Source organism: Stutzerimonas sp. NM35, assembly GCF_054604355.1.
This window is the reverse complement of sequence record NZ_CM137728.1, coordinates 1,841,851-1,861,923: the sequence shown is the minus strand read 5'-3', so window position 1 is coordinate 1,861,923 and position 20,073 is coordinate 1,841,851. Positions and strand designations below refer to the sequence as shown.

Genomic DNA, 20,073 nt, shown 5'->3' with positions numbered 1-20,073 from the left:
TGCGAGAGCGGATGCCGCTTCGCTCAGCCCGCCAGCAGCCAGGCGCCGGCCAGTGCCGAGGCGATCCCGGCGATGCGCACCAGGGGTGCGGCAGCGTCCGGCAGGCTGCGGGCAGCGACATAGCCGGCGGCATGCAGGGCGGTCGTGGCGGCGATGAATCCGGCGGCATAAGCCCAGGGGCTGGCCAGTTCCGGCAGTTCCAGACCGTGGGCCATGCCGTGACCGAGCGCGAACAATGCGGTCAGGCCGGCTGCCAGCGGCAATGCCGGGCGCACCGCCAGCGCCACCAGCAGGCCGAGCGCAAGGACTGAACCGGCGATGCCTGTTTCCATCAATGGCAGCTGAATGCCGGCGAAACCCAGCAGGCCGCCGATAAGCATGGTGACAACGAAGCTCAACGGCAGCGCCAGGCGCGCATTGCCCTGCTGTTGAGAGGCCCACAGGCCGACGGCGAGCATGGCCAGCAGATGATCGAGGCCCAGAATCGGGTGGGCAATGCCGGATATCAGGCCTGAATGGTCGTGTCCCGGATGGGCAAAGGCCAGGGCCGGAGTCAGTAGCAGGGCGCTCATGGCGAGGGGCAGGCGAAGCTTCATCGATGGATCTCCTTGGTTTGGATTGGGGTGTCAGGCTGCGCGGAGCATTCCCTGTTTTTCGATAAAGGCGATGATCTCGTCGAGGCCCTGGCCAACCTTCTGGTTGCTGAACACGAAGGGCTTGTCGCCGCGCATCTTGCGGGTGTCGCGGTCCATGACTTCCAGTGAGGCGCCGACCATCGGCGCCAGGTCGATCTTGTTGATCACCAGCAGATCGGATTTGCAGATGCCCGGCCCGCCCTTGCGCGGCAGCTTGTCGCCGGCAGAAACGTCGATGACGTAGAGGGTCAGGTCGGACAGTTCCGGGCTGAAGGTGGCCGAGAGGTTGTCGCCGCCGGATTCGACGATGATCAGGTCCAGCCCCGGAAAGCGCCGATTGAGCTGCTCCACGGCCTCCAGATTGATCGAGGCGTCTTCGCGGATTGCCGTGTGCGGGCAGCCGCCGGTTTCCACGCCGATGATGCGCTCGGGTGCCAGGGCTTCGTTGCGCACCAGAAACTGGGCGTCTTCCTGGGTGTAGATGTCGTTGGTGACCACGGCCAGGTTGTAGCGCTCGCGCAGCGCCAGGCACAGGGCGAGGGTTAGGGCTGTCTTGCCGGAGCCGACCGGGCCGCCGATGCCGACACGCAGGGGTTGGGTGTTCATGGTGAGGTCCTCTGTAATGGGAGCGGATGCGTGGGTAGCGTTCTAGGCGCTGTCTGCCTCGCTTATGAACGGAACAGGCGGCTGTACTGGCGCTCATGGGCCATGCTGGCCAGCATCAGGCCAAAGGAAGCGCTGCCCCAGTGTTCGGGGGTAATCTCGGTCGCGGTGTGCTGGGCTTGCCGCAGTGTCGGCAAAAGCCCGGACGTCAGGCGCTGTGCGGCCTGCTGGCCCAGCGGCAGGGTCTTCATCAGCACCGCCAGCTGGTTCTCCAGCCAGCCCCAGAGCCAGGCCGTGAGCGCATCTTCGGGCGAGATGCCCCAGGCGCGTGCGGCCAGCCCCCAGCCCAGGGCGAGGCTGGGTTCTTCAATGCGTGCAAACAGGGTGCGGGCAGGCTCGTCCAGTTCCGGCAGATTGCTCAGCAGTTGCTTGAGCGAGTAGCCCATCTGCCGGCTTTCCTGGCGCAATTCCCGGGTTTCGCGGCTGGCGCGATGGCGGGCGGCCAGACGCTCCAGTTCGGCCCAGTCTTCGGCGGCGGCTGTCTCGCAATGGGCCAGCAGGAACGGCATCTCGAAACGCGCCAGGTTCAGCAGCATCTGGTCGGCGAGCCAGTTTCCGGCACTGGTCTCGTCTTGCACGAGGCCCTGTTCCACCGCCATTTCCAGGCCCTGGGAATAGCTGTAGCCGCCGATGGGCAGTTGCGGGCTGGCCAGCCGCAGCAATGCGAACGCCGTGTGATTCACCTGCGCGCACCGAACTGATGCAGGCGTGGCGCATAGCTGAACTCGGCTTCGCCGGCATGGGAGTGATGATGGCCGCCGCCGTAGGCGCCATGCTCCGGCTGAAAGGGTGCTTCGATGGCTTCGACCCGCGCGCCGAGTTGCAGCAGCATGTCCTTGAGTACGTAGTCGTCGAGCAGGCGCAGCCAGCCATCGCCCACCTGCAGGGCCACATGGCGATTGCCCAGATGGTAGGCCGCCCGCGTCAGCTCGAAGCTGTTGGCGCAGGTCACGTGAAGCAACTTTTCGGCGCGGGCGCGCACGATAACGATGCGACCGTCCTGGGCCAGCAAGGCTTCGCCATCCTGCAGCGGCGGCTGGCCGCGTTCGAGAAACAGGCCAACCTCTTCGCCAGCCGTGGAGAAACAGCGCAACCGCGATTTGCTGCGCGCCTCGCAGGTCAGTTCCAGCTCGGCGTCGCCGGTGGCCTGCGCGGTGATACGTTGATGAATGACCAGCATGGGCAGTTCCGCTTGTGTGATGGAACAAGCAGAGCAAGGCCCTTGCCAACCTTGAGGGCGGAAGCGTCGCGCGGGTTTCTCAGGCGGATGTGCCTTGAAAGGGGGATCGGCCCGTTTCGTCATGGTGCGCAGAACGGCTCTGCGCCTAACTTTGGTGCAATGCTTCCGCCATGTGCAGGTTGTGAGTATCTTCAACGCAGCGGCTGGCGACGTGTCCGGCACTGAACGGCCTGTCGCTCCGCGGTTCCAATGTCTTGAATACCCATGGGCTGCCCGAGCAGGCAGGAGGTTGCAATGGCGACTGGTTGGGCGAAGGAAGGTGCGGTGCAGGAACAGATCGACAGCACCATCGATGATGCGGTGCAGCGTGCCCGCAGCAGGCTGGGGCAGGGCGAAAGCCTGACGCACTGCGAGGAATGCGATGCGAAGATTCCCGAGGCGCGGCGCCAGGCGGTGCCGGGCGTACGGCTCTGCGTGGTGTGCCAGGCCGAGCAGGATAAGCAGGACGCACAGTTCAGCGGCTATAACCGCCGCGGCAGCAAGGATAGCCAGCTGCGCTGATATCTTTTGCTGTCTGCCGTGGGCATTGAAAGCGCAGCGATGGGGTCCTGCGTATCTGGACGAATACGCCACGCTCAAGGAGCGTTTCCAAGATACGACCGCCGTACCATGCGGTACGGTTCCTGCGAAGCAGCCCTTCAGAAGAGAAAATAGCGCTGCGCCATCGGCAGCACCTCGACCGGCTCGCACCAGAGCAACTGGCCGTCTGCCCTGACCTGATAATTCTGCGGATCGACCTCGATGTCCGGGGTGTAGTCGTTGTGGATCAGGTCTTTCTTCTGCACCGAACGACAGCCCTTCACCACGCCGATCTTCTTCTTCAGGCCGAGCTGCCCGGGCACGCCGGCGTCGAATGCCGCCTGGCTGATGAAAGTGAAGCTCGACGCATGCAGCGAGCCGCCGTAGCTGCCGAACATCGGTCGGTAGTGCACCGGCTGCGGAGTCGGAATCGAGGCGTTGGCATCACCCATCAAACTGGCGGCGATAACGCCGCCCTTGAGGATCAGCGTGGGCTTGACGCCGAAGAAGGCCGGGCGCCAGAGCACCAGGTCGGCCCACTTGCCGACTTCGATGGAACCCACTTCGTGGCTGATGCCGTGGGTGATCGCCGGGTTGATGGTGTATTTCGCGATGTAGCGTTTGACGCGGAAATTGTCATTGCCCGGCCCGTCACCGGGTAAAGCGCCGCGCTGTTTCTTCATCTTGTCGGCGGTCTGCCAGGTGCGGATGATCACCTCGCCGACGCGGCCCATGGCCTGGCTGTCGGAACTGATCATGGAGAAGGCGCCGAGGTCATGCAGGATGTCCTCGGCGGCGATGGTCTCGCGGCGGATGCGGCTCTCGGCGAAGGCCACGTCCTCGGCGATGCTCGGGTCCAGATGGTGGCAGACCATGAGCATGTCCAGATGCTCGTCGATGGTGTTGCGGGTAAAGGGCCGGGTCGGGTTGGTCGAGCTGGGCAGCACGTTGGGCAAGCCGCAGGCCCTGATGATGTCCGGTGCGTGGCCGCCGCCGGCGCCCTCGGTGTGGTAGGTGTGGATGGTGCGGCCCTTGAATGCGCCGAGGGTGGTTTCGACGAAGCCGGATTCGTTCAAGGTGTCGGTGTGGATCGCCACCTGCACGTCGTACTGGTCCGCGACTGACAGGCAATTGTCGATGGCGGCCGGGGTGGTGCCCCAGTCTTCGTGCAGCTTGAGTCCGATGGCGCCGGCTTTCACCTGTTCGATCAGCGGCTCGGGCAGCGAGACATTGCCCTTGCCGGTGAAACCGATGTTCATCGCAAAGGCTTCGGCAGCCAGGAGCATCCGCGCCATGTGCCACGGGCCGGGCGTCACGGTGGTGGCACAGGTGCCGGTGGCAGGCCCGGTGCCGCCGCCAATCAGGGTGGTGGTGCCACTCATCAGGGCTTCTTCGATCTGCTGCGGGCAGATGAAGTGGATGTGCGAATCGATGCCGCCGGCGGTGAGGATCATGCCTTCACCCGCGATGACTTCTGTCGCCGCGCCGATGGCGATGGTCACGTCTGGTTGAATGTCCGGGTTGCCGGCCTTGCCGATGGCGGCGATGCGCCCGTCCTTGAGGCCCACGTCGGCCTTGACGATGCCCCAGTGATCGATGATCAGCGCATTGGTGATCAGCGTATCGACCACCTCGGTTGCGCACAGCTGACTCTGCCCCATGCCGTCGCGGATCACCTTGCCGCCACCGAACTTCACTTCCTCGCCATAGGTGGTGAAGTCCTTTTCGACCTCGATCCACAGCTCGGTGTCGGCCAGGCGCACCTTGTCGCCAACGGTGGGGCCGAACATGTCGGCGTAGGCCAGACGGGAAATCTTCATGCTTTGAGTTCCTTCCAATTCGCTGGAGGCTAAAGGCTGGAGGCTGGACGAAAAAGCAGATCATCCGTCCAGCTTCTAGCCTCCAGCCGCTCTTGTCGTCTTTTCAGATATTTCCCATCACCCGCCCGGCGAAGCCGAACACCCGGCGCTCTCCGGCCAGCTCGACCAGCTCCACCTCGCGGCTCTGGCCCGGTTCGAAGCGCACTGCGGTGCCGGCGGGGATGTTCAGGCGCATGCCTCGCGCGGCGGCACGGTCGAAGGCCAGCGCATCGTTGGCCTCGAAGAAGTGGTAGTGCGAACCGACCTGGATGGGCCGGTCGCCACTGTTGGCCACGGTCAGGCTCAGGCTGCGGCGCCCGGCATTGAGTTCGATCTCGCCATCCTGGATCTGGTATTCGCCTGGAATCATGGGGCGGACGTCCTGTTCAGGTTCAGTTGCATGAGGGTCAGGTCCAGCCAGCGACCGAATTTGCAGCCGACCTGGCGCATCTGCCCCACGTGAATGAAGCCGAGCTGCTGATGCATATGCACCGAAGCGCGGTTTTCGCTCTCGATTGCCGCGACCATCACATGTTTGTCCAACCGCCGGGCGCGCTCGATCAGGGCTTCCATCAGGCTGCGTCCGACGCCGCTGCCGCGCTGGCCGGGGCGCACATAGACGGAATTTTCCACCGTATGGCGAAAGCCGTCGTGCGGGCGCCAGGGTGCGAAGGAGGCGTAGCCGATCACTTGTTGCCGCTCATCGACGGCAACCAGTACCGGGTAGCCCTGTGCGCGGCGTTCGGCCAGCCAGGCGCGGCGTTCGTCGAGATCGACAAGCCGGTCGTTCCAGATTGCGGTACTGTTCTGCACCGCGTCGTTGTAGATCAGCAGGATGCCTTCAAGGTCGGTGTCCAGGGCGTCACGTAGCTGCACGGTCAAATCCTTCAATACGGTTGGCGATAGGGCGCAGTAGACATCGACCCGTTTTCAGGGAATTGGTTGATGAACGGTGACCAGTTTGGTGCCGTCAGGAAAGGTCGCTTCCACCTGGATTTCCGGAATCATCTCCGGTACGCCCTGCATAACCTGTTCGCGGCTGAGCAGGGTGGTCCCGTAGTGCATCAGCTCGGCGACGGTCTGGCCATCGCGGGCGCCTTCGAGCAGCGCCGCCGAGATATAGGCCATCGCCTCGGGATGGTTGAGCTTCAGGCCACGCGCCAGGCGGCGCTCGGCGACCAGGCCTGCGGTGAAGATCAGCAGCTTGTCCTTCTCTCTGGGTGTGAGGTCCATCGCTTGCTCCATTCGTAGGGTCGGCAACGGCAAAGCCTTGCCCACCAGGGTGTCAGGTATTCCAGATCCGTGGCGGCACGGCCTTGCGCCCCAGCAGTGCCGGGCGCAGCAGGCGCCACAGCTCGATCAGCCAGGCACGCGCATGCAGGGCTTCGCTGGCCAGGCAGCGCCCGATGATCAGCCCCGGCAACTGACTCAGATCGCCGCGAACCCGGCTCGGCAGTGTTCGGCAGCGTTCCAGCAGCTCGCCATCGATCTCGCCGCTGGCGATCAGCGTGGCGAATACGGGTTGGCCATCGAGACCAATCGGTGAATCCAGCAGGCCGTCGTCGCCTGTTATCCGCTGGCATTCGTGCCAGAGCAGCTTGGCGTCACGGCGGATATCCAGTCGCGCCTGGAAGTGTCCGGCGTCGAAGCGCTCGTTCGCCGCCGGGCGGCCCAGTGCGACCATGTCCCAGTAGAACAGCCGGGCGTCAGCTTCCAGTTCGATGGCGGTAGTGAGCTCGGCCTGCGCAGCGGAATAGACGATGGTTTCCTGGGGCAACCATTCCAGCGTGGCGCCGGCTTCGACATGCAAGCGCACCTGCTGAAACGCCGGGCCAGCGGCGCGGTACCACTTGGCCGCGCCGGGGCTGGTCAGCTGCGCCCAGGCGTTGGCGCCTACCTGCGCGCTGATATCCAGACGATCCCCGCCGGCAATCCCGCCGGGTGGATGCACGATGATGTGCTGGCAGACTTCAGGCCCTTCGGCATACAGATGCTTCTGCACCCGCAGGGGGCCGCTGTGCCGCCGCTGTACCGGGCGCGTCGATTCACCGAAACGCGCATAACCGAGTTCCAGCTCGGCGTGCCAGTGAGGGGTGAACAGGGGCGTCAGTGCGGTCATCGCAAACAGAGTTCTTTGATCGTTTGATCGCCATCCAGCAATAGTCGTGCCTTGGTGGGTTTCAGGGCGGTACGGTCGCTATGTAGGATTTTGGGAATTAAACGATTGCACCAGGGTGGTGCTTGATACGTGCAGCTTCCCCATCGCGCGCGCCGGAGTGGTGCGCTAGAGCGACCGAATGAATTCGGCCCTACGGTCGGGGGCGGGGCGGCAGATATGTGCCGTAGTGCCGAACGTGTTCGGTCAAGTCAGGCATGCACGGATGTGGCAGCGATCACAGGCTTGTAGGGTCGAACTTGTTCGGCCAACACGGCCTCCCTATGGTTTGTCTTCCTCCACCGTACGGGACATAAGGACATGTCGCGCGACGCTTTGCGGTTGGGTCGCTATTCCGCGCCCGGTCAGCTTTACCACGTCACCACCTGCACGAAAAACCGCCAGCCATTGTTCTCGGACCCGTCTTGCGCCTGCCTGGTCATTGGCCAGATGCGCGTCTTGAACGACGATGCTTGGGTTTCCACGCTTGCCTGGGTTCTGATGCCCGATCACCTGCACTGGTTGTTCGAGCTTGGCGAGCGGCATGCGCTCGATCAGGTGTTGAAATGCTTCAAGGGGCGCAGCGGGCAAGTCCTCAGTCGAGCGTTGCAACGACCGGGTTCGGTGTGGCAGCCGGGTTATCACGATCATGCCTTGCGCTGCGAAGAAGACGTCCAGGCGATTGCACGCTATATCGTCGCCAACCCGCTACGTGCCGGGTTGGTGGAGCGTATCGGCGATTATCCGTGGTGGGATGCGGTGTGGTTGGCTGGCCGAATGAATTCGGCCCTACGGTCGGGGGCGAGTTGTGGCTGTATTGTAGGGCCGAACGTGTTCGGCCAGGTGTGTCGGTCTGCAGATATTAGGGCGGGGCAGGTTGGCCGAATGAATTCGGCCCTACGCCCAGCAGTTCCTTGAGCGTCTCCAGCGTATCGGCCTCTTCCACTGGCTTGTCATGACGCCAGCGCAGCATCCGCGGGAATCTCACCGCGATGCCGCTCTTGTGACGGCTGCTGGCGGCGATGCCTTCGAAGCCCAGCTCGAACACCAGTGTCGGCGTCACGCTGCGCACCGGGCCGAATTTTTCCACGGTGGTCTTGCGCACGATGGCATCCACCTTGCGCATTTCCTCGTCGGTGAGGCCCGAATAGGCCTTGGCGAAGGGCACCAGCTTGCGTTCGTGATCGCCCGGTTCGCCGTCCCATACGGCGAAGGTGAAGTCGGTATAGAGGCTGGCGCGGCGGCCGTGGCCGCGCTGGGCGTAGATCAGCACGGCATCCACCGAATAAGGGTCGATCTTCCATTTCCACCAGAGACCCACGTCCTTGGTGCGACCGACGCCATACTGGGCAGCGCGCGCCTTGATCATCATGCCCTCGACGCCCAAGGCGCGGGAGGCTTCGCGCTGGCGGGCCAGGTCCCGCCAGCCGGAGCCCGTGACCTGCGGCGAAATCATCAGGCGCGGGTTGGGACATTGCGCGACCACCGCTTCGAGCCGTTGCCGGCGCTCGTGGTGCGGGCGTTGCCGCCAGTCTTCGCCCTGCCATTCCAGCAGGTCGTAGGCGAGCACGGAGACGGGTGCGTCCTGTAGCACCCTGGCGCTGAGGTTCTTGCGCCCGATGCGCTGTTGCAGCAGGGCGAAGGGCTGCACGCCGAAACTTTCGAGGGCGGGCGCCACGGTATCGATGCCGGGCAGCGCGGCGGGTGGTTGCTCGGGCGGGTGTCTCCAGACCAGGATCTCGCCATCGATCACCGTGCCGTCCGCCAGGCAGCCGGCCAGTTCGCACAGCTCGGGAAAGCGCTCGCTGACCAGCTCCTCGCCACGCGACCAGATCCAGATCTGCCCGTCACGCTTGACCAGTTGCGCGCGGATGCCGTCCCACTTCCATTCGACCATCCAGTGCTCCGGCGCTCCGAGCAGCGTGTCGAACTCATCCACCGGCGCCTGCAACGAGTGGGCGAGAAAGAAGGGATAAGGTTGGCCGCCGCGCTGGGCGTGTTCGTGTTCCGATTCGTCGGCGATCAGCGCCAGGTAGCCTTCGGCGCTGGGCCGGTGGGAGAGGTCGGTGTAGCCCACCAGGCGCTGCGCTACCCGTTTCGGGTCGAGGTCGGCCAGCGCGGCCAGGGCACGGGTGACCAGCAGCTTCGAAACCCCGACCCGGAAGGCGCCGGTGATCAGCTTGATGCTGACCATCAGGCTGAGCCGGTCCAGTTGCGCCCAGAGCGCGGGCAGGCGCGCTGCCTGCTCGTCGGGTGGCAGGCCGCGCAGGGGCAGCAGCCTGTCCTGCAGCCAGACGGCCAGGCCTTCGTCGGAGCTGTGGCTAACCTCGGGCACCAGCAGGGAAATGGTTTCGGCCAGGTCGCCGACGGCCTGGTAACTCTCCTCGAACAGCCATTCGGGCAGCTGCGCAACTGTTATGGCTGTCGCGCGCAGCACCTTCGCCGGCACCAGCTGGCGTGGCCGGCCGCCGGCCAGGAAGTACACCGCCCAAGCCGCATCGGCGGGGTCGGCTGCGCGGAAGTAGTCGCGCATGGCGGCCAGCTTGGCGTTGTTCGAGGTGGTGGCATCGAGACGGCTGTAGAGGGTGGCGAAGGCTTTCATCGGATTCTCTGACGATGCAGCGTTGCTATTCAGACGCCCGGGCCCGGGAGGCGTTCGTGTCCGTTTCGCGACGGCGACCGTCCGCTGCGCCTGCGCAGCGAGGCGTCATCCGCGGCGATGCTGTGCTGCCAGCCACTTGGAGCACGCTCATGCTGAAACGACCGCAAGACAAATACCGTCCCTTTCCCGCTGTATCCCTGCCGGACCGCCAGTGGCCGTCCCGTACCCTGACGCACGCCCCGCGCTGGTGTTCCACCGACCTGCGCGACGGCAACCAGGCCCTGATCGAACCCATGAACGCCGAGCGCAAGGCGCGCTTCTTCGATCTGCTGGTCGCGCTCGGCTTCAAGGAGATCGAGGTGGCGTTCCCCTCGGCCTCGCAGACGGACTTCGACTTCGTTCGCCAGCTCATCGAGCAGCGGCGCATCCCCGAGGACGTCTGCATCCAGGTCATCACCCAGGCCCGGGAGGACCTGATCCGCCGGACCTTCGAGTCCTTGCGTGGGGCACCGCAGGCCATCGTCCATCTCTACAACGCCACGGCGCCGCTGTTCCGCGAAGTGGTCTTCCGCCAGGACAAGGCCGCGACCATCGATCTGGCGGTCAGGGGCACGCAGCTGATCCGCCAGTTGTGCGAGGCGCAACCGCAGACCCGCTGGACCTACGAGTATTCGCCGGAAACCTTCTGCTTCACCGAACTGGAGTTCGCCCTGGAAATCTGCGAGGCGGTGGCCGAAGCCTGGCAGCCCGATGCACAACGGCCGCTGATCCTCAACCTGCCGGCGACCGTGGAAGTGTCGCTGCCCAACGTCTATGCCGACCAGATCGAATGGTTCTGCCGTCGGTTCGGCGCCCGCGAGGCGGTGACCATCAGCGTGCATCCGCACAACGACCGGGGCACGGGAGTGGCCTGTGCCGAGCAGGCTCAACTGGCCGGGGCGCAGCGGGTGGAAGGCTGCCTGTTCGGCAATGGCGAGCGTACCGGTAACGTCGACCTGGTGACGCTGGCGATGAACCTCTACACCCAGGGGATCGATCCGGGGCTGGATTTTTCCGATATGCGCGAAGTGGTGCGGCTGGTGGAGGCCTGCAACCAGTTGCCGGTGCATCCTCGTCATCCCTATGCGGGCGAGCTGGTGTTCACCGCCTTTTCCGGCTCGCACCAGGACGCGATCAAGAAGGGCTTCGCGGCGCAGGCCGAACGCAGCGACGGGCTCTGGTGCGTGCCCTATCTGCCGCTGGACCCGGCCGATGTCGGCTGCAGCTATGAGGCGGTCATCCGGGTCAACAGCCAGTCGGGCAAGGGCGGCATCGCCTGGCTGCTAGAGCAGGATCACGGCCTGCGGCTGCCACGCCGGTTGCAGATGGAGTTCAGCCGCATCGTCCAGCTGCGGGCCGACGAGACCGGCCGGGAACAGTCCTCGGCGCAGCTCTGGCAGCTGTTCCGCCAGACCTATGGCTTGCATGGGCAGGCCGAGCTGAGCCTGCTGGATTATCGGATCAGCGGGTCCGGAGACGCCGACCGGCTGCATGGCTTTTCCGGCCAGGTGCGCCGCTGCGACGAGGTCATCTCGCTGCAAGGGCAGGGTAACGGCGCGCTGAGCGCCGCGGTCGATGCCTTGCGCGGCGCCTTCGACCTGCAGCTGGAAATCCTCGATTATCAGGAGCACAGCCTCGGTCGCGAGACCGCCAGCCGGGCGGTGAGCTATGTCGAGTGCCGGGGGCCGGAGGGCCGGAGCCTGTTCGGCGTGGGCATCGATAGCGATGCCACGGCGTCCGCGATTCGTGCGCTGATCAGCGCCACCGCGCGGTTGTTGTCCTAGTCACCCTCGGCGCCATGCGCCGGGGTGTCGCCGAAGTACTGGCTGGGTGGCAAGCCCAGGGTGCGTCGGAACATGGCGCTGAAGGCGCTGGGGCTGTCGTAGCCGAGATCCAGCGCCACCTCGATGATCGGGTGCCCGGCGGCCAGCGCATCGAGACCGGCCAGCAGGCGGGCCCGCTGCAGCCACTGGCTGAAGCTCAGCCCGGTTTCGCGCTGGAACTGCCGGGTCAGGGTGCGTCCGCTGATACCCAGCTGCTCGGCGCTTCGCTGCAGGCTCCAGTCGTCCGCCGGCCGGCGGCGTATGGTCCGGCACAGTTCGGCCAGCGCCGGGTCGATCGGCAGCGGGACGTGCAGCGCGAGGATCGGCAGCACGCGCAGCTCATCGAGGATCAGCTCCATGATCCGTTCGTCCCGACCGCCGGGCGGGTAATGGTGCGCGACCCGCATGGCGGCGATGATCAACTGGCGCAGTAGAGGCGTGATGTCCACCACCCGGCAGGCGGATGGAAGGTCGGCCCTGGCCAGGCTGTCGACGAACAGGGTACGCATGCGCACCCGCCCGGCGAATTTCAGATCGTGCTCCACCTGCGCCGGCAACCAGACGCCGCGACCCGGTGGCACCACCCAGCTGCCCTGCGTGGTATTCACCGTGACCACGCCACTCAACGCATGGACCAACTGCGCCCGGGAGTGCCGGTGTGCCGGCACGCGCTCGCCATGGACATAGTCCTGGGCGATGGCGCAAACCGGACTGGCGAAAGGATCATCGAAGGGATCATGGAGCATCGGGGGAGGGCTTCTCTTGGAACGAGCGCCCATTGTGGACCAAGTGCCTATCGGGCATCACCCGCAGAGGTTCCTTCGTCGGCCTCGGACTCGTCCTCGTCGCCGTACTCGGTCTCGAATGCCTGCGCATCGAGGCCCTGTTCGCGCAAGTAACGCACCAGTATCGGTACCGAACCATGGGTGACCATCACCCGTTCGGCGCCGGTCTGCTCGATGGCCCAGAGCAGGCCCGGCCAGTCGGCGTGGTCGGACAGCACGAAGCCGCGATCCACGCCACGCCGGCGACGGGTGCCGCGCAGCATCATCCAGCCGCTGGCGAAGGCGTCGGCATAGTCGCCGAAGCGACGCATCCAGGTGCTGCCGCCCGCCGAAGGCGGGGCGAGAATGATCGCCTGTTTCAGGCGCGGATCGCCTTTCTTCAGATCGCCGGCATAGACCGTGGGAGGCAGATACACACCGGCCTCACGATAGACGCGGTTCAGTGGCTCGACCGCACCGTGCACCACCACGCTGCCAATGCTTTCGTCGAGACCGTGGAGAATCCGCTGCGCCTTGCCGAAGGCGTAGCAGAACAGCACGCTGGCGCGCCCTGTAGCGGCATTGGCGCGCCACCAGTCGTTGATGTCGCGGAACACTTCGCTTTGCGCGGGCCATTTGTAGATCGGCAGACCGAAGGTCGATTCTGTGATGAAGGTATGGCAGCGCACCGGCTCGAAGGGTGCGCAGGTGCCGTCGGGCTCAACCTTGTAATCGCCCGAGGCGACCCAGATCTCGCCCTTGTATTCCAGGCGCACCTGGGCCGAGCCGAGCACGTGGCCGGCGGGATGGAAGCTGAGCGTTACGCCGTGATGAGTGATGGTTTCGCCGTAGGCCAGCGTCTGCAGCGGCATGTCGGCGGCGATGCGCGAGCGCAGGATGCCTTCGCTGTCGGCGGCGGCAAGGTAATGCCCCATGCCCCAGCGCGCATGGTCGCCGTGGGCGTGGGTGATGACGGCACGCTCCACCGGGCGCCAGGGATCGATGTAGAAATCACCGGGCGGGCAATAGAGGCCTTCGGGGCGGGCGACGACAAGGTCCATGGCTACAGGCAGGTTGAGGGCTTGTAGTCTTGGAACCTGCCGGAACAGCGCGAGTTCGGCGAATCCGTAAGACGGAAATCTTTCCGCCACCGCGAAACATCGCCGGACCGCGCAACCAGGCGGATTGAAATCCGCCCTACGCCTGCAGGCAAGCGGCGGAAACTTTTCCGCCGTTGCCCGAGGCGGCGGTCAGTCCACCAGCTTCAGATGCGAGGTGTCCGGCGCGGGTGCGTCGCTGGCGCGGCGGCGCTCGCTCATGTCGCTGCCCACGGGCGCCAGGCTGAACTGTGACAGGTCCAGCGCCGGTGGCTGGGTCGAGGGGCGGACGTCCTGCAGATCGGCGCCGATGGGTGCGATACCGAAGTCCGGTGCCTCGACATCGACGAAGGCGGCCATGTATTCATCGCGCGGTGCGACTTTCAATGGCTTGGGCGTTGTGCCGGGCTCATGGGTTGGCGGGGTGGCAGGCGCTTCGACAGGCGGCGGCGCCAGTTCGATTTCCTCGACCTCCACCGGCATGGGCCGCACCTCGGCAACCGCCCCGGCGCGGGTCATGGCCTGGCGGTATTTCTCGACGCTGTCGTAGTCCAGGTCCTGCTTGATGACGATGCGGCGACCGGAAAACAGCAGGGCGATGCGCTGGGCGTCGGCCTGGAACAGCCGCGCCAGATTGGCCTCGACCTGCTCCAGCGTGGCACCGGGCGCCAGCTCCCCGGAAAAGGCGATTTCGTAGCGGCTCATGGATATCTCCTTTGTACGGGTAACAGTGTAGGTCGGATCACGCTTCACCGATCCGACGTGCGGAGCCCGGTGGATGTAAAAAAGCGACATCCACCCTACGCTCAACCTTCAATCGGCCCCAGCAGCGCCTCGATATCATGTTCGTCCAGCGCCCAGTCCGTACCCGTCGTGCCTTGCAGCACGCTGGCGGCCAGCTCGGCCTTGCGCACTTGCAGTTGCTGGATCTTTTCCTCCACCGTGCCACGGGCGATCAGCTTGTAGACGAATACCGGCTTGTCCTGGCCGATGCGGTAGGCGCGGTCGGTGGCCTGGTTCTCCACAGCCGGGTTCCACCAGGGATCGTAATGGATCACGGTGTCGGCGGCTGTGAGGTTGAGCCCGGTTCCGCCGGCCTTGAGGCTGATCAGGAACACCGGCACCTCGCCGTTCTGGAAGCGCCGCACCGGGGTGCGGCGGTCACGGGTGTCGCCGGTGATCTGCACGTAGTCGATGCCGCGCTGCCGCAGGCTTTCCTCGATCAGCGCGAGCATCGAGGTGAACTGCGAGAACAGCAGCACCCGGCGACCTTCGGCCAGCAGTTCCTGCAGCATCTCCAGCAGGCTGTCGAGCTTGCCCGAGTTGCCGCCGCGAGCCGCACGTGCGCTTTCGCCCTTGACCAGGCGCAGATCGCAACAGACCTGGCGCAGCTTGAGCAGGGCTTCGAGGACGATGATCTGGCTGCGCGCCAGGCCCCTGCGGTCGATCTCCTCGCGCACCTTGCGATCCATGGCCAGACGCACCGTCTCGTAGAGGTCGCGTTGCGCCGGGCTCAGCTCTACCCAGTGAATGATTTCGTTCTTCGGCGGCAACTCGTGCGCTACTTCTTCCTTGTGCCGGCGCAGGAGGAAGGGGCGGATGCGCTCGTTCAGGTGCTGCAAGCGCAGCGGGTCGCCATGCTTTTCGATGGGCGTGCGATAGGTGCGGGTGAACTCCCTGGCGCTGCCCAGCCAGCCGGGCATGAGGAAATGGAACAGCGCCCAGAGTTCGCCCAGGTTGTTTTCCATGGGGGTGCCGCTCAGGCACAGGCGTTGTCGTGCCTGCAAACGGCTGGCGGCCTGGGCGGCCTTGCTGGTGGCGTTCTTGATGTTCTGCGCCTCGTCGAGGACCAGCACGTGCAGCGGTTGTTCGACCAGCTGTTCGATATCCCTGGGCAGCAGCGCATAGGTGGTCAGCAGCAGGTCGTAGTTGGCCAGTTCGTCGAAGTGCTTCTGCCGGTTCGGGCCATGCAGGGTGAGCACGCGCAGGTCGGGGGTGAAGCGCGCCGCCTCGTCCTGCCAGTTGGGAATCAGGCTGGTGGGCAGAACCACCAGCGCAGGATGATCAAGGCGACCGGCGTTTTTTTCGGTAAGCAGGTGGGCCAGGGTCTGCAGGGTTTTGCCCAGGCCCATGTCGTCGCCGAGAATGCCACCCACTTCCAGTTCACGCAGGGTCTGCATCCAGCACAGGCCCTGCAGCTGATAGGGCCGCAATTCGGCGCGCAGCCCCGCAGGTGGCAGGCAGGGGCGCTGCTGATAGTCGCGCAGGCGCTGGGCGAAATCACGCAGGTGTTCGCCGCCGCGCCATTGCAGGGGCACTGCGTCGAGCTGGGCCAGGCGGGCGGCATCGGCCTGGCCCAGGCGCAGGCTGTCGCCCAGGGACGGTTGCAGATAGAGATCGCCGAGGGTGGCGAGAATCGGCTTGAGCCGGCCAAAGGGCAGCAGCACCTGCAGCGGATATTCGCTGTCGCGGCGTTTGAGGCTGATGCGTAGCACTTCGTCGTCGCCGCGCAGGCTCAGTTGTTCCGGGGCCAGCAGCATCGGCGTCTTGCGGATCACGTCCAGCAGCACCGGCAGCAGACTGATGCGCTCGCCTGCGACGACGATACCCAGTTCCAGCTCGAACCAGCTGTGCTCCGGCGATTCCTCGACCTCGGCGTACCACTGTTCGACCTCGCGCAGATCGTAGGCGAACCCCGGCTGGATCAGGATTTCCCAGCCTTCGTCACGCAATATCGGCAGCTGCACCTGCACGAACTGCAGCCAGGCGCTTTCATTGTGCAGTTCGTACATCTCGGCGGAGTCTTTCGGCAGCGCCAGGCTCTGGCGCAGGGCAGGGCGCAGCCCCAGGTGCTGCAAGCGCTGACGCAAGGCCTGCTCGGCGGCGGGCTGGCGGGCAATGCTGAGGATTTCCCGCTCACCGGGCTGGCGCAGGCGCTCGTCGGCCTTGCCCTTGCCGTGGGTCGCGGTGCGGTCGTAGACGAAGCTGAGCCCGGCGCGGTGCTGCTGCTCGCTGATCATCCGCCCGCTGCCAAGGTGGTAGTTCAGCGACTGATGGCTGCCCAGCGCCAGACGCGGGCGGGGCGCCAGATCATCGATACGCCTTGTCTGCGGGCGGCCCGGTGTGCCGGGCTGTGCCGCGGCATCCCCGGCGACCGGCTTCACGGCTCGGGCGCCGGCGCAAGGCGTTCGAGCAGCGCTTCCAGCGTGTTGAAGCGCTCTTCGGGCCGCTCCATGGGCACCTGGAATTTGAACACCGTCGCTCCCTCGAACTTGTAGCGCTTGGGCTGGGACTGGATCAGCTTGATCAGCGCCATCGGGTCCACCGGCGTATCGGCGGCGAACTCGATGCGCCCGCCCTGTGGGCCGGCGTCGATCTTGGTGATGCCGAGCTTCTCGGCCTGCAGCTTGAGCAGCGTCAGGCGGATCAGGTGCTTGGCGGCATCGGGCAGCAGGCCGAAGCGGTCGATCATCTCCACCTGCAGCTCGTTCAGGCCGTCCTCGTCGGCGGCGTTGGCGATGCGCTTGTAGAGGATCAACCGGGCATGCACGTCCGGTAGATAATCTTCGGGGATCAGCGCTGGAATGCGCAGGTTGATCTCCGGACCGCCGCCCAGTGGCTGGTCCAGGTTCGGCTGTTCGCCTTTCTGGATGGCCTTGACCGCACGTTCGAGCATTTCCATATAAAGGGTGAAGCCCACCGCCTGGATCTGCCCGCTCTGGCCGTCGCCGAGCAGCTCGCCGGCGCCGCGGATTTCCAGGTCATGAGTGGCCAGCACGAAGCCGGCACCCAGGTCCTGGGCATTGGCGATGGCTTCCAGACGCTTTTCGGCGTCCGGTGTCATCTGCTTGCGCGGCGGTGTGAGCAGGTAGGCGTAGGCCTGGTGGTGGCTGCGCCCGACGCGACCGCGCAGCTGATGCAGCTGGGCCAGGCCGAACTTGTCGGCGCGCTCGATGATGATGGTGTTGGCGCTGGGCACGTCGATGCCGGTCTCGATGATGGTCGAGGCCACCAGCACGTTGAAGCGCTTGTGGTAGAAGTCGCCCATCACCTGTTCCAGCTCGCGTTCGCGCATCTGCCCGTGGCCGATGCCGATGCGCGCCTCGGGCACCAGTTCGGCGAGGTCGGCGGCGCATTTCTCGATGGTCTTCACGTCGTTGTGCAGGTAGTAGACCTGGCCACCGCGCAGCAGCTCGCGCAGCAGCGCCTCCTTGATGGTCGGCTTGTTGGCCTCCATGACGAAGGTGCGTACCGACAGCCGGCGTGCCGGCGGGGTGGCGATGATCGACAGGTCGCGCATGCCCGCCACGGCCATGTTCAGGGTGCGCGGGATCGGCGTGGCGGTGAGGGTGAGGATATCTACCTCGCTGCGCAGCGCCTTGAGCTGCTCCTTCTGGCGCACGCCGAAACGGTGCTCTTCGTCGATGATCACCAGGCCCAGGTTGGTGAATTTCACGTCGTCCTGCAGCAGCTTGTGGGTGCCGATGAGGATGTCCACCTTGCCTTCGGCCAGTTGGTCCACCGCCGCCTGGATTTCCTTGCTGGATTTGAAGCGGCTCATCACCTCGACCCGTACCGGCCAGTCGGCGAAGCGGTCGCGGAAGCTGTTGTAGTGCTGCTGGGCGAGCAGGGTGGTGGGCACCAGCACGGCGACCTGGCGGCCACTGTGGACGGCGATGAAAGCCGCGCGCATGGCCACTTCGGTCTTGCCGAAGCCGACGTCGCCGCAGATCAGCCGGTCCATGGGCTTGGGCGCGAGCATGTCGGCGCGCACGGCCTCGATGGCCGCCTGCTGGTCCGGGGTTTCCTCGAAGGGGAAGCCGGCGCTGAAGGTGTCGTAGTCCAGCTGCGGGTCCTGGAAGGCGTAGCCTTCGCGGGCGGCGCGGCGGGCATAGATGTCGAGCAGTTCGGCGGCGACGTCGCGCACCTGCTCGGCGGCCTTGCGCTTGGCCTTCTGCCAGCTTTCCGAGCCCAGCCGGTGCAGCGGCGCCAGGGCGTCGTCGCTGCCGGTGTAGCGGGCGATCAGGTGCAGGCTGGCCACCGGCACGTAGAGCTTGGCTTCCTCGGCGTACTGCAGCTGGAGGAATTCCGCCGACTGGCCTTCGATCTCCAGGGTGATCAGGCCCTGATAGCGGCCCACGCCGTGGTCGATGTGCACCACCGGCGCGCCTTCGCGCAGTTCGGTGAGGTTCTTGATGACGTTGTCGCCGGCATCGCGGATCTTCTCGCGGCGGCGGCGCTGCATGATGCGCTGGCCGAACAGCGGGCTTTCGGCGATCAGCGCCAGCTGCGGCTGTTGCAGCAGCAGACCGTCGTCCAGCGGGGCGATGCTGATCGCCAGGCGCTCCTCGCTCTGCAGGAATGCCGGCCAGCCATCGACTTCCTGCGGGCGCAGTTTCAGCCGGGCCAGCAGTTCCAGCAGTACTTCGCGGCGACCGGCCGATTCGGCGGTGAACAGCACGCGACCGGGGAATTCGTCGAGAAAGCGTCGCAGCGCCCCCAGCGGCTCGCTGGCCTTGGCTTCGATGGCCAGCTCCGGCAGCGGGCTGGCGGGGAAGCGCTCACGGCCGATGCCGGTTTCCACATCCTCCTGGCTGGCGACCACGCGCGGCCACAACTTGAGACGGGCGAAGCAGTCTTCGACCGGGACGAACAGGTCGGCGGGCGGCAGCAAAGGGCGCTCGGGATCGACGCGGCGTTCCTCGTAGCGGTTGCGCACATCCTTCCAGAACTGCTCGGCGGCCTGCTCGATGCCCGGCAGGGAAAACACCTGGGTGTCCTCGGGCAGGTAGTCGAACAGCGTCGAGGTCTCGTCGAAGAACAGCGGCAGGTAGTACTCGATGCCCGCTGGGGTGATGCCGGTGGAGAGGTCCTGATAGACCGGGCAGCGGCGGAAATCCACGTCGAAGCGTTCACGGAAGCGCGCGCGAAAGCCGGTGACCGATTCCTTCTTCAGCGGGAACTCGCGGGCCGGCAGCAGGCGCACGGAGTCTACTTTCTCGATGGAGCGTTGGTTCTCCGGGTCGAAGGTGCGCAGCGTCTCGATCTCGTCATCGAACAGGTCGATGCGGTAGGGCAGGGTGCTGCCCATGGGATAAAGGTCGATCAGCGCGCCGCGCACGGCGAATTCGCCATGTTCGTACACCGTGTCCACGCAGCGGTAGCCGGCGGCTTCCAGGCGCAGACGCATCTGTTCGACGTCGAGCTTCTGGCCGACGTCCAGCACCAGGCTCGATCCCAGCAGAAAGCGCTTGGGCGCCAGGCGGTGTAGCGCGGTGGTGATCGGAACTACCAGTACGCCATGGGTCAGTTCGGGCAGTTGATAGAGCGCCGCGATGCGCTGGGAAATGATGTCCTGGTGCGGCGAGAACACGTCGTAGGGCAGCGTTTCCCAGTCGGGGAAATGCAGCACCGGCAGTTCGGGGGCGAAGAAGGCGAGTTCTTCCTTGAGGCGCTCGGCGCTCTGGCTGTCGGCGGTGAGAAGAAGGGTGAAGCACTCTGCGTGGCTGGCCGATTCGGCGATGGCCAGGCTCAGCGCGGCTCCGGGAAGGTTGCCCCAGGTTTGCTTGCCGCTGGCGGCAGGCATGGGCGGAAGGCGCAATACGGACACGAGTGGACGTGACTCCGGACGGGGAAAAAGATCTCCGGGATTGTAACTATCGTGGAGCGCGGCTGTC

17 protein-coding genes and 1 pseudogene are annotated in these 20,073 nt (G+C 65.5%); 3 read left to right on the top strand and 15 right to left on the bottom strand.

From position 1 onward, the window contains the following. Positions 1 to 23: 23 nt before the first annotated feature. The 4 genes from ACYCFC_RS08760 to ureE form a co-directional block, all read right to left on the bottom strand. Positions 24 to 596: a HupE/UreJ family protein gene (locus ACYCFC_RS08760; protein ID WP_181082629.1), complete on the bottom strand. Its 573-nt coding sequence runs from the start codon at positions 594 to 596 to the stop codon at positions 24 to 26. 30 nt (positions 597 to 626) lie between these two features. Next, the gene (gene ureG, locus ACYCFC_RS08755) at positions 627 to 1,241 is read right to left on the bottom strand and encodes an urease accessory protein UreG (protein ID WP_181082630.1); all 615 of its coding nucleotides are present in this window, start codon (positions 1,239 to 1,241) and stop codon (positions 627 to 629) included. 62 nt (positions 1,242 to 1,303) lie between these two features. Beyond that, a complete protein-coding gene (locus tag ACYCFC_RS08750) occupies positions 1,304 to 1,981 on the bottom strand; it encodes an urease accessory protein UreF (protein WP_459653701.1) in 678 nt (225 codons plus the stop codon). After that, positions 1,978 to 2,478, bottom strand: coding sequence for an urease accessory protein UreE (gene ureE, locus ACYCFC_RS08745; protein ID WP_181082632.1), 501 nt, complete (start codon positions 2,476 to 2,478; stop codon positions 1,978 to 1,980). The genes ACYCFC_RS08750 and ureE overlap by 4 nt, the downstream gene beginning before the upstream one ends. A gap of 294 nt (positions 2,479 to 2,772) precedes the next feature. Between ureE and ACYCFC_RS08740 the strand changes: the two genes are divergently transcribed. Continuing rightward, positions 2,773 to 3,039 (top strand): DksA/TraR family C4-type zinc finger protein, encoded by a 267-nt coding sequence (locus tag ACYCFC_RS08740; protein WP_181082633.1) that lies wholly within the window; start codon positions 2,773 to 2,775, stop codon positions 3,037 to 3,039. A gap of 137 nt (positions 3,040 to 3,176) precedes the next feature. Here ACYCFC_RS08740 and ureC read toward each other — a convergent pair whose 3' ends face one another. The 5 genes from ureC to ACYCFC_RS08715 all read right to left on the bottom strand — a co-directional run bounded on the left by ureC (position 3,177) and on the right by ACYCFC_RS08715 (position 7,035). Further along, a complete protein-coding gene (ureC, locus tag ACYCFC_RS08735; protein ID WP_181082634.1) occupies positions 3,177 to 4,877 on the bottom strand; it encodes an urease subunit alpha in 1,701 nt (566 codons plus the stop codon). A 103-nt stretch (positions 4,878 to 4,980) separates the two neighbouring features. After that, entirely contained in the window at positions 4,981 to 5,286 is a 306-nt protein-coding gene (locus ACYCFC_RS08730; RefSeq protein WP_181082635.1) for an urease subunit beta, read from the bottom strand. Continuing rightward, positions 5,283 to 5,792 carry a GNAT family N-acetyltransferase gene (locus ACYCFC_RS08725; RefSeq protein WP_336509700.1) on the bottom strand — a complete coding sequence of 170 codons (510 nt, stop codon included), beginning with the start codon at positions 5,790 to 5,792 and terminating at the stop codon, positions 5,283 to 5,285. The genes ACYCFC_RS08730 and ACYCFC_RS08725 overlap by 4 nt, the downstream gene beginning before the upstream one ends. A gap of 54 nt (positions 5,793 to 5,846) precedes the next feature. Continuing rightward, positions 5,847 to 6,149 (bottom strand): urease subunit gamma, encoded by a 303-nt coding sequence (locus ACYCFC_RS08720; RefSeq protein ID WP_459653700.1) that lies wholly within the window; start codon positions 6,147 to 6,149, stop codon positions 5,847 to 5,849. A gap of 52 nt (positions 6,150 to 6,201) precedes the next feature. Continuing rightward, positions 6,202 to 7,035 (bottom strand): urease accessory protein UreD, encoded by an 834-nt coding sequence (locus ACYCFC_RS08715; RefSeq protein ID WP_459653699.1) that lies wholly within the window; start codon positions 7,033 to 7,035, stop codon positions 6,202 to 6,204. A gap of 357 nt (positions 7,036 to 7,392) precedes the next feature. Between ACYCFC_RS08715 and ACYCFC_RS08710 the strand changes: the two are divergent. Next, positions 7,393 to 7,839 (top strand): annotated as a pseudogene (locus tag ACYCFC_RS08710) (REP-associated tyrosine transposase); the annotation flags it as partial. 94 nt (positions 7,840 to 7,933) lie between these two features. Here ACYCFC_RS08710 and ACYCFC_RS08705 read toward each other — a convergent pair. Then, positions 7,934 to 9,673, bottom strand: a complete 1,740-nt coding sequence (locus tag ACYCFC_RS08705; protein ID WP_459653698.1) for an ATP-dependent DNA ligase — start codon at positions 9,671 to 9,673, stop codon at positions 7,934 to 7,936. 149 nt (positions 9,674 to 9,822) lie between these two features. On the opposite strand from ACYCFC_RS08705, the gene leuA reads away from it, so the two are divergent. Then, positions 9,823 to 11,496 (top strand): 2-isopropylmalate synthase, encoded by a 1,674-nt coding sequence (gene leuA / locus ACYCFC_RS08700; RefSeq protein ID WP_459653697.1) that lies wholly within the window; start codon positions 9,823 to 9,825, stop codon positions 11,494 to 11,496. On the opposite strand, the gene ACYCFC_RS08695 is transcribed toward leuA, so the two are convergent. The 5 genes from ACYCFC_RS08695 to mfd form a co-directional block, all read right to left on the bottom strand. Beyond that, positions 11,493 to 12,281 carry an AraC family transcriptional regulator gene (locus ACYCFC_RS08695; protein ID WP_459653696.1) on the bottom strand — a complete coding sequence of 263 codons (789 nt, stop codon included), beginning with the start codon at positions 12,279 to 12,281 and terminating at the stop codon, positions 11,493 to 11,495. The two genes, leuA and ACYCFC_RS08695, sit on opposite strands and share 4 nt — an antisense overlap. Positions 12,282 to 12,328: 47 nt before the next feature. Next, positions 12,329 to 13,360, bottom strand: coding sequence for a ligase-associated DNA damage response exonuclease (locus ACYCFC_RS08690; protein WP_459653695.1), 1,032 nt, complete (start codon positions 13,358 to 13,360; stop codon positions 12,329 to 12,331). A gap of 189 nt (positions 13,361 to 13,549) precedes the next feature. Beyond that, positions 13,550 to 14,101 (bottom strand): hypothetical protein, encoded by a 552-nt coding sequence (locus tag ACYCFC_RS08685; protein WP_459653694.1) that lies wholly within the window; start codon positions 14,099 to 14,101, stop codon positions 13,550 to 13,552. 101 nt (positions 14,102 to 14,202) lie between these two features. Then, on the bottom strand, positions 14,203 to 16,560 hold the full coding sequence (locus ACYCFC_RS08680; protein WP_459653693.1) for a DEAD/DEAH box helicase: 2,358 nt from the start codon (positions 16,558 to 16,560) through the stop codon (positions 14,203 to 14,205). Continuing rightward, on the bottom strand, positions 16,557 to 20,006 hold the full coding sequence (gene mfd / locus ACYCFC_RS08675; protein WP_459653692.1) for a transcription-repair coupling factor: 3,450 nt from the start codon (positions 20,004 to 20,006) through the stop codon (positions 16,557 to 16,559). Before mfd ends, ACYCFC_RS08680 begins: the two co-directional genes overlap by 4 nt. Between the last annotated feature and the right edge of the window lie 67 nt (positions 20,007 to 20,073).

Bases quoted from the DNA above. Each gene is read 5' to 3' on its own strand.
- ACYCFC_RS08760 (WP_181082629.1), bottom strand. From the start codon at position 596: ATGAAGCTTCGCCTGCCCCTCGCCATGAGCGCCCTGCTACTGACTCCG.
- ureG (WP_181082630.1), bottom strand. From the start codon at position 1,241: ATGAACACCCAACCCCTGCGTGTCGGCATCGGCGGCCCGGTCGGCTCC.
- ureE (WP_181082632.1), bottom strand. From the start codon at position 2,478: ATGCTGGTCATTCATCAACGTATCACCGCGCAGGCCACCGGCGACGCC.
- ACYCFC_RS08740 (WP_181082633.1), top strand. From the start codon at position 2,773: ATGGCGACTGGTTGGGCGAAGGAAGGTGCGGTGCAGGAACAGATCGAC.
- ureC (WP_181082634.1), bottom strand. From the start codon at position 4,877: ATGAAGATTTCCCGTCTGGCCTACGCCGACATGTTCGGCCCCACCGTT.
- ACYCFC_RS08730 (WP_181082635.1), bottom strand. From the start codon at position 5,286: ATGATTCCAGGCGAATACCAGATCCAGGATGGCGAGATCGAACTCAAT.
- ACYCFC_RS08720 (WP_459653700.1), bottom strand. From the start codon at position 6,149: ATGGACCTCACACCCAGAGAGAAGGACAAGCTGCTGATCTTCACCGCA.
- ACYCFC_RS08715 (WP_459653699.1), bottom strand. From the start codon at position 7,035: ATGACCGCACTGACGCCCCTGTTCACCCCTCACTGGCACGCCGAGCTG.
- ACYCFC_RS08705 (WP_459653698.1), bottom strand. From the start codon at position 9,673: ATGAAAGCCTTCGCCACCCTCTACAGCCGTCTCGATGCCACCACCTCG.
- leuA (WP_459653697.1), top strand. From the start codon at position 9,823: ATGCTGAAACGACCGCAAGACAAATACCGTCCCTTTCCCGCTGTATCC.
- ACYCFC_RS08695 (WP_459653696.1), bottom strand. From the start codon at position 12,281: ATGCTCCATGATCCCTTCGATGATCCTTTCGCCAGTCCGGTTTGCGCC.
- ACYCFC_RS08690 (WP_459653695.1), bottom strand. From the start codon at position 13,360: ATGGACCTTGTCGTCGCCCGCCCCGAAGGCCTCTATTGCCCGCCCGGT.
- ACYCFC_RS08685 (WP_459653694.1), bottom strand. From the start codon at position 14,101: ATGAGCCGCTACGAAATCGCCTTTTCCGGGGAGCTGGCGCCCGGTGCC.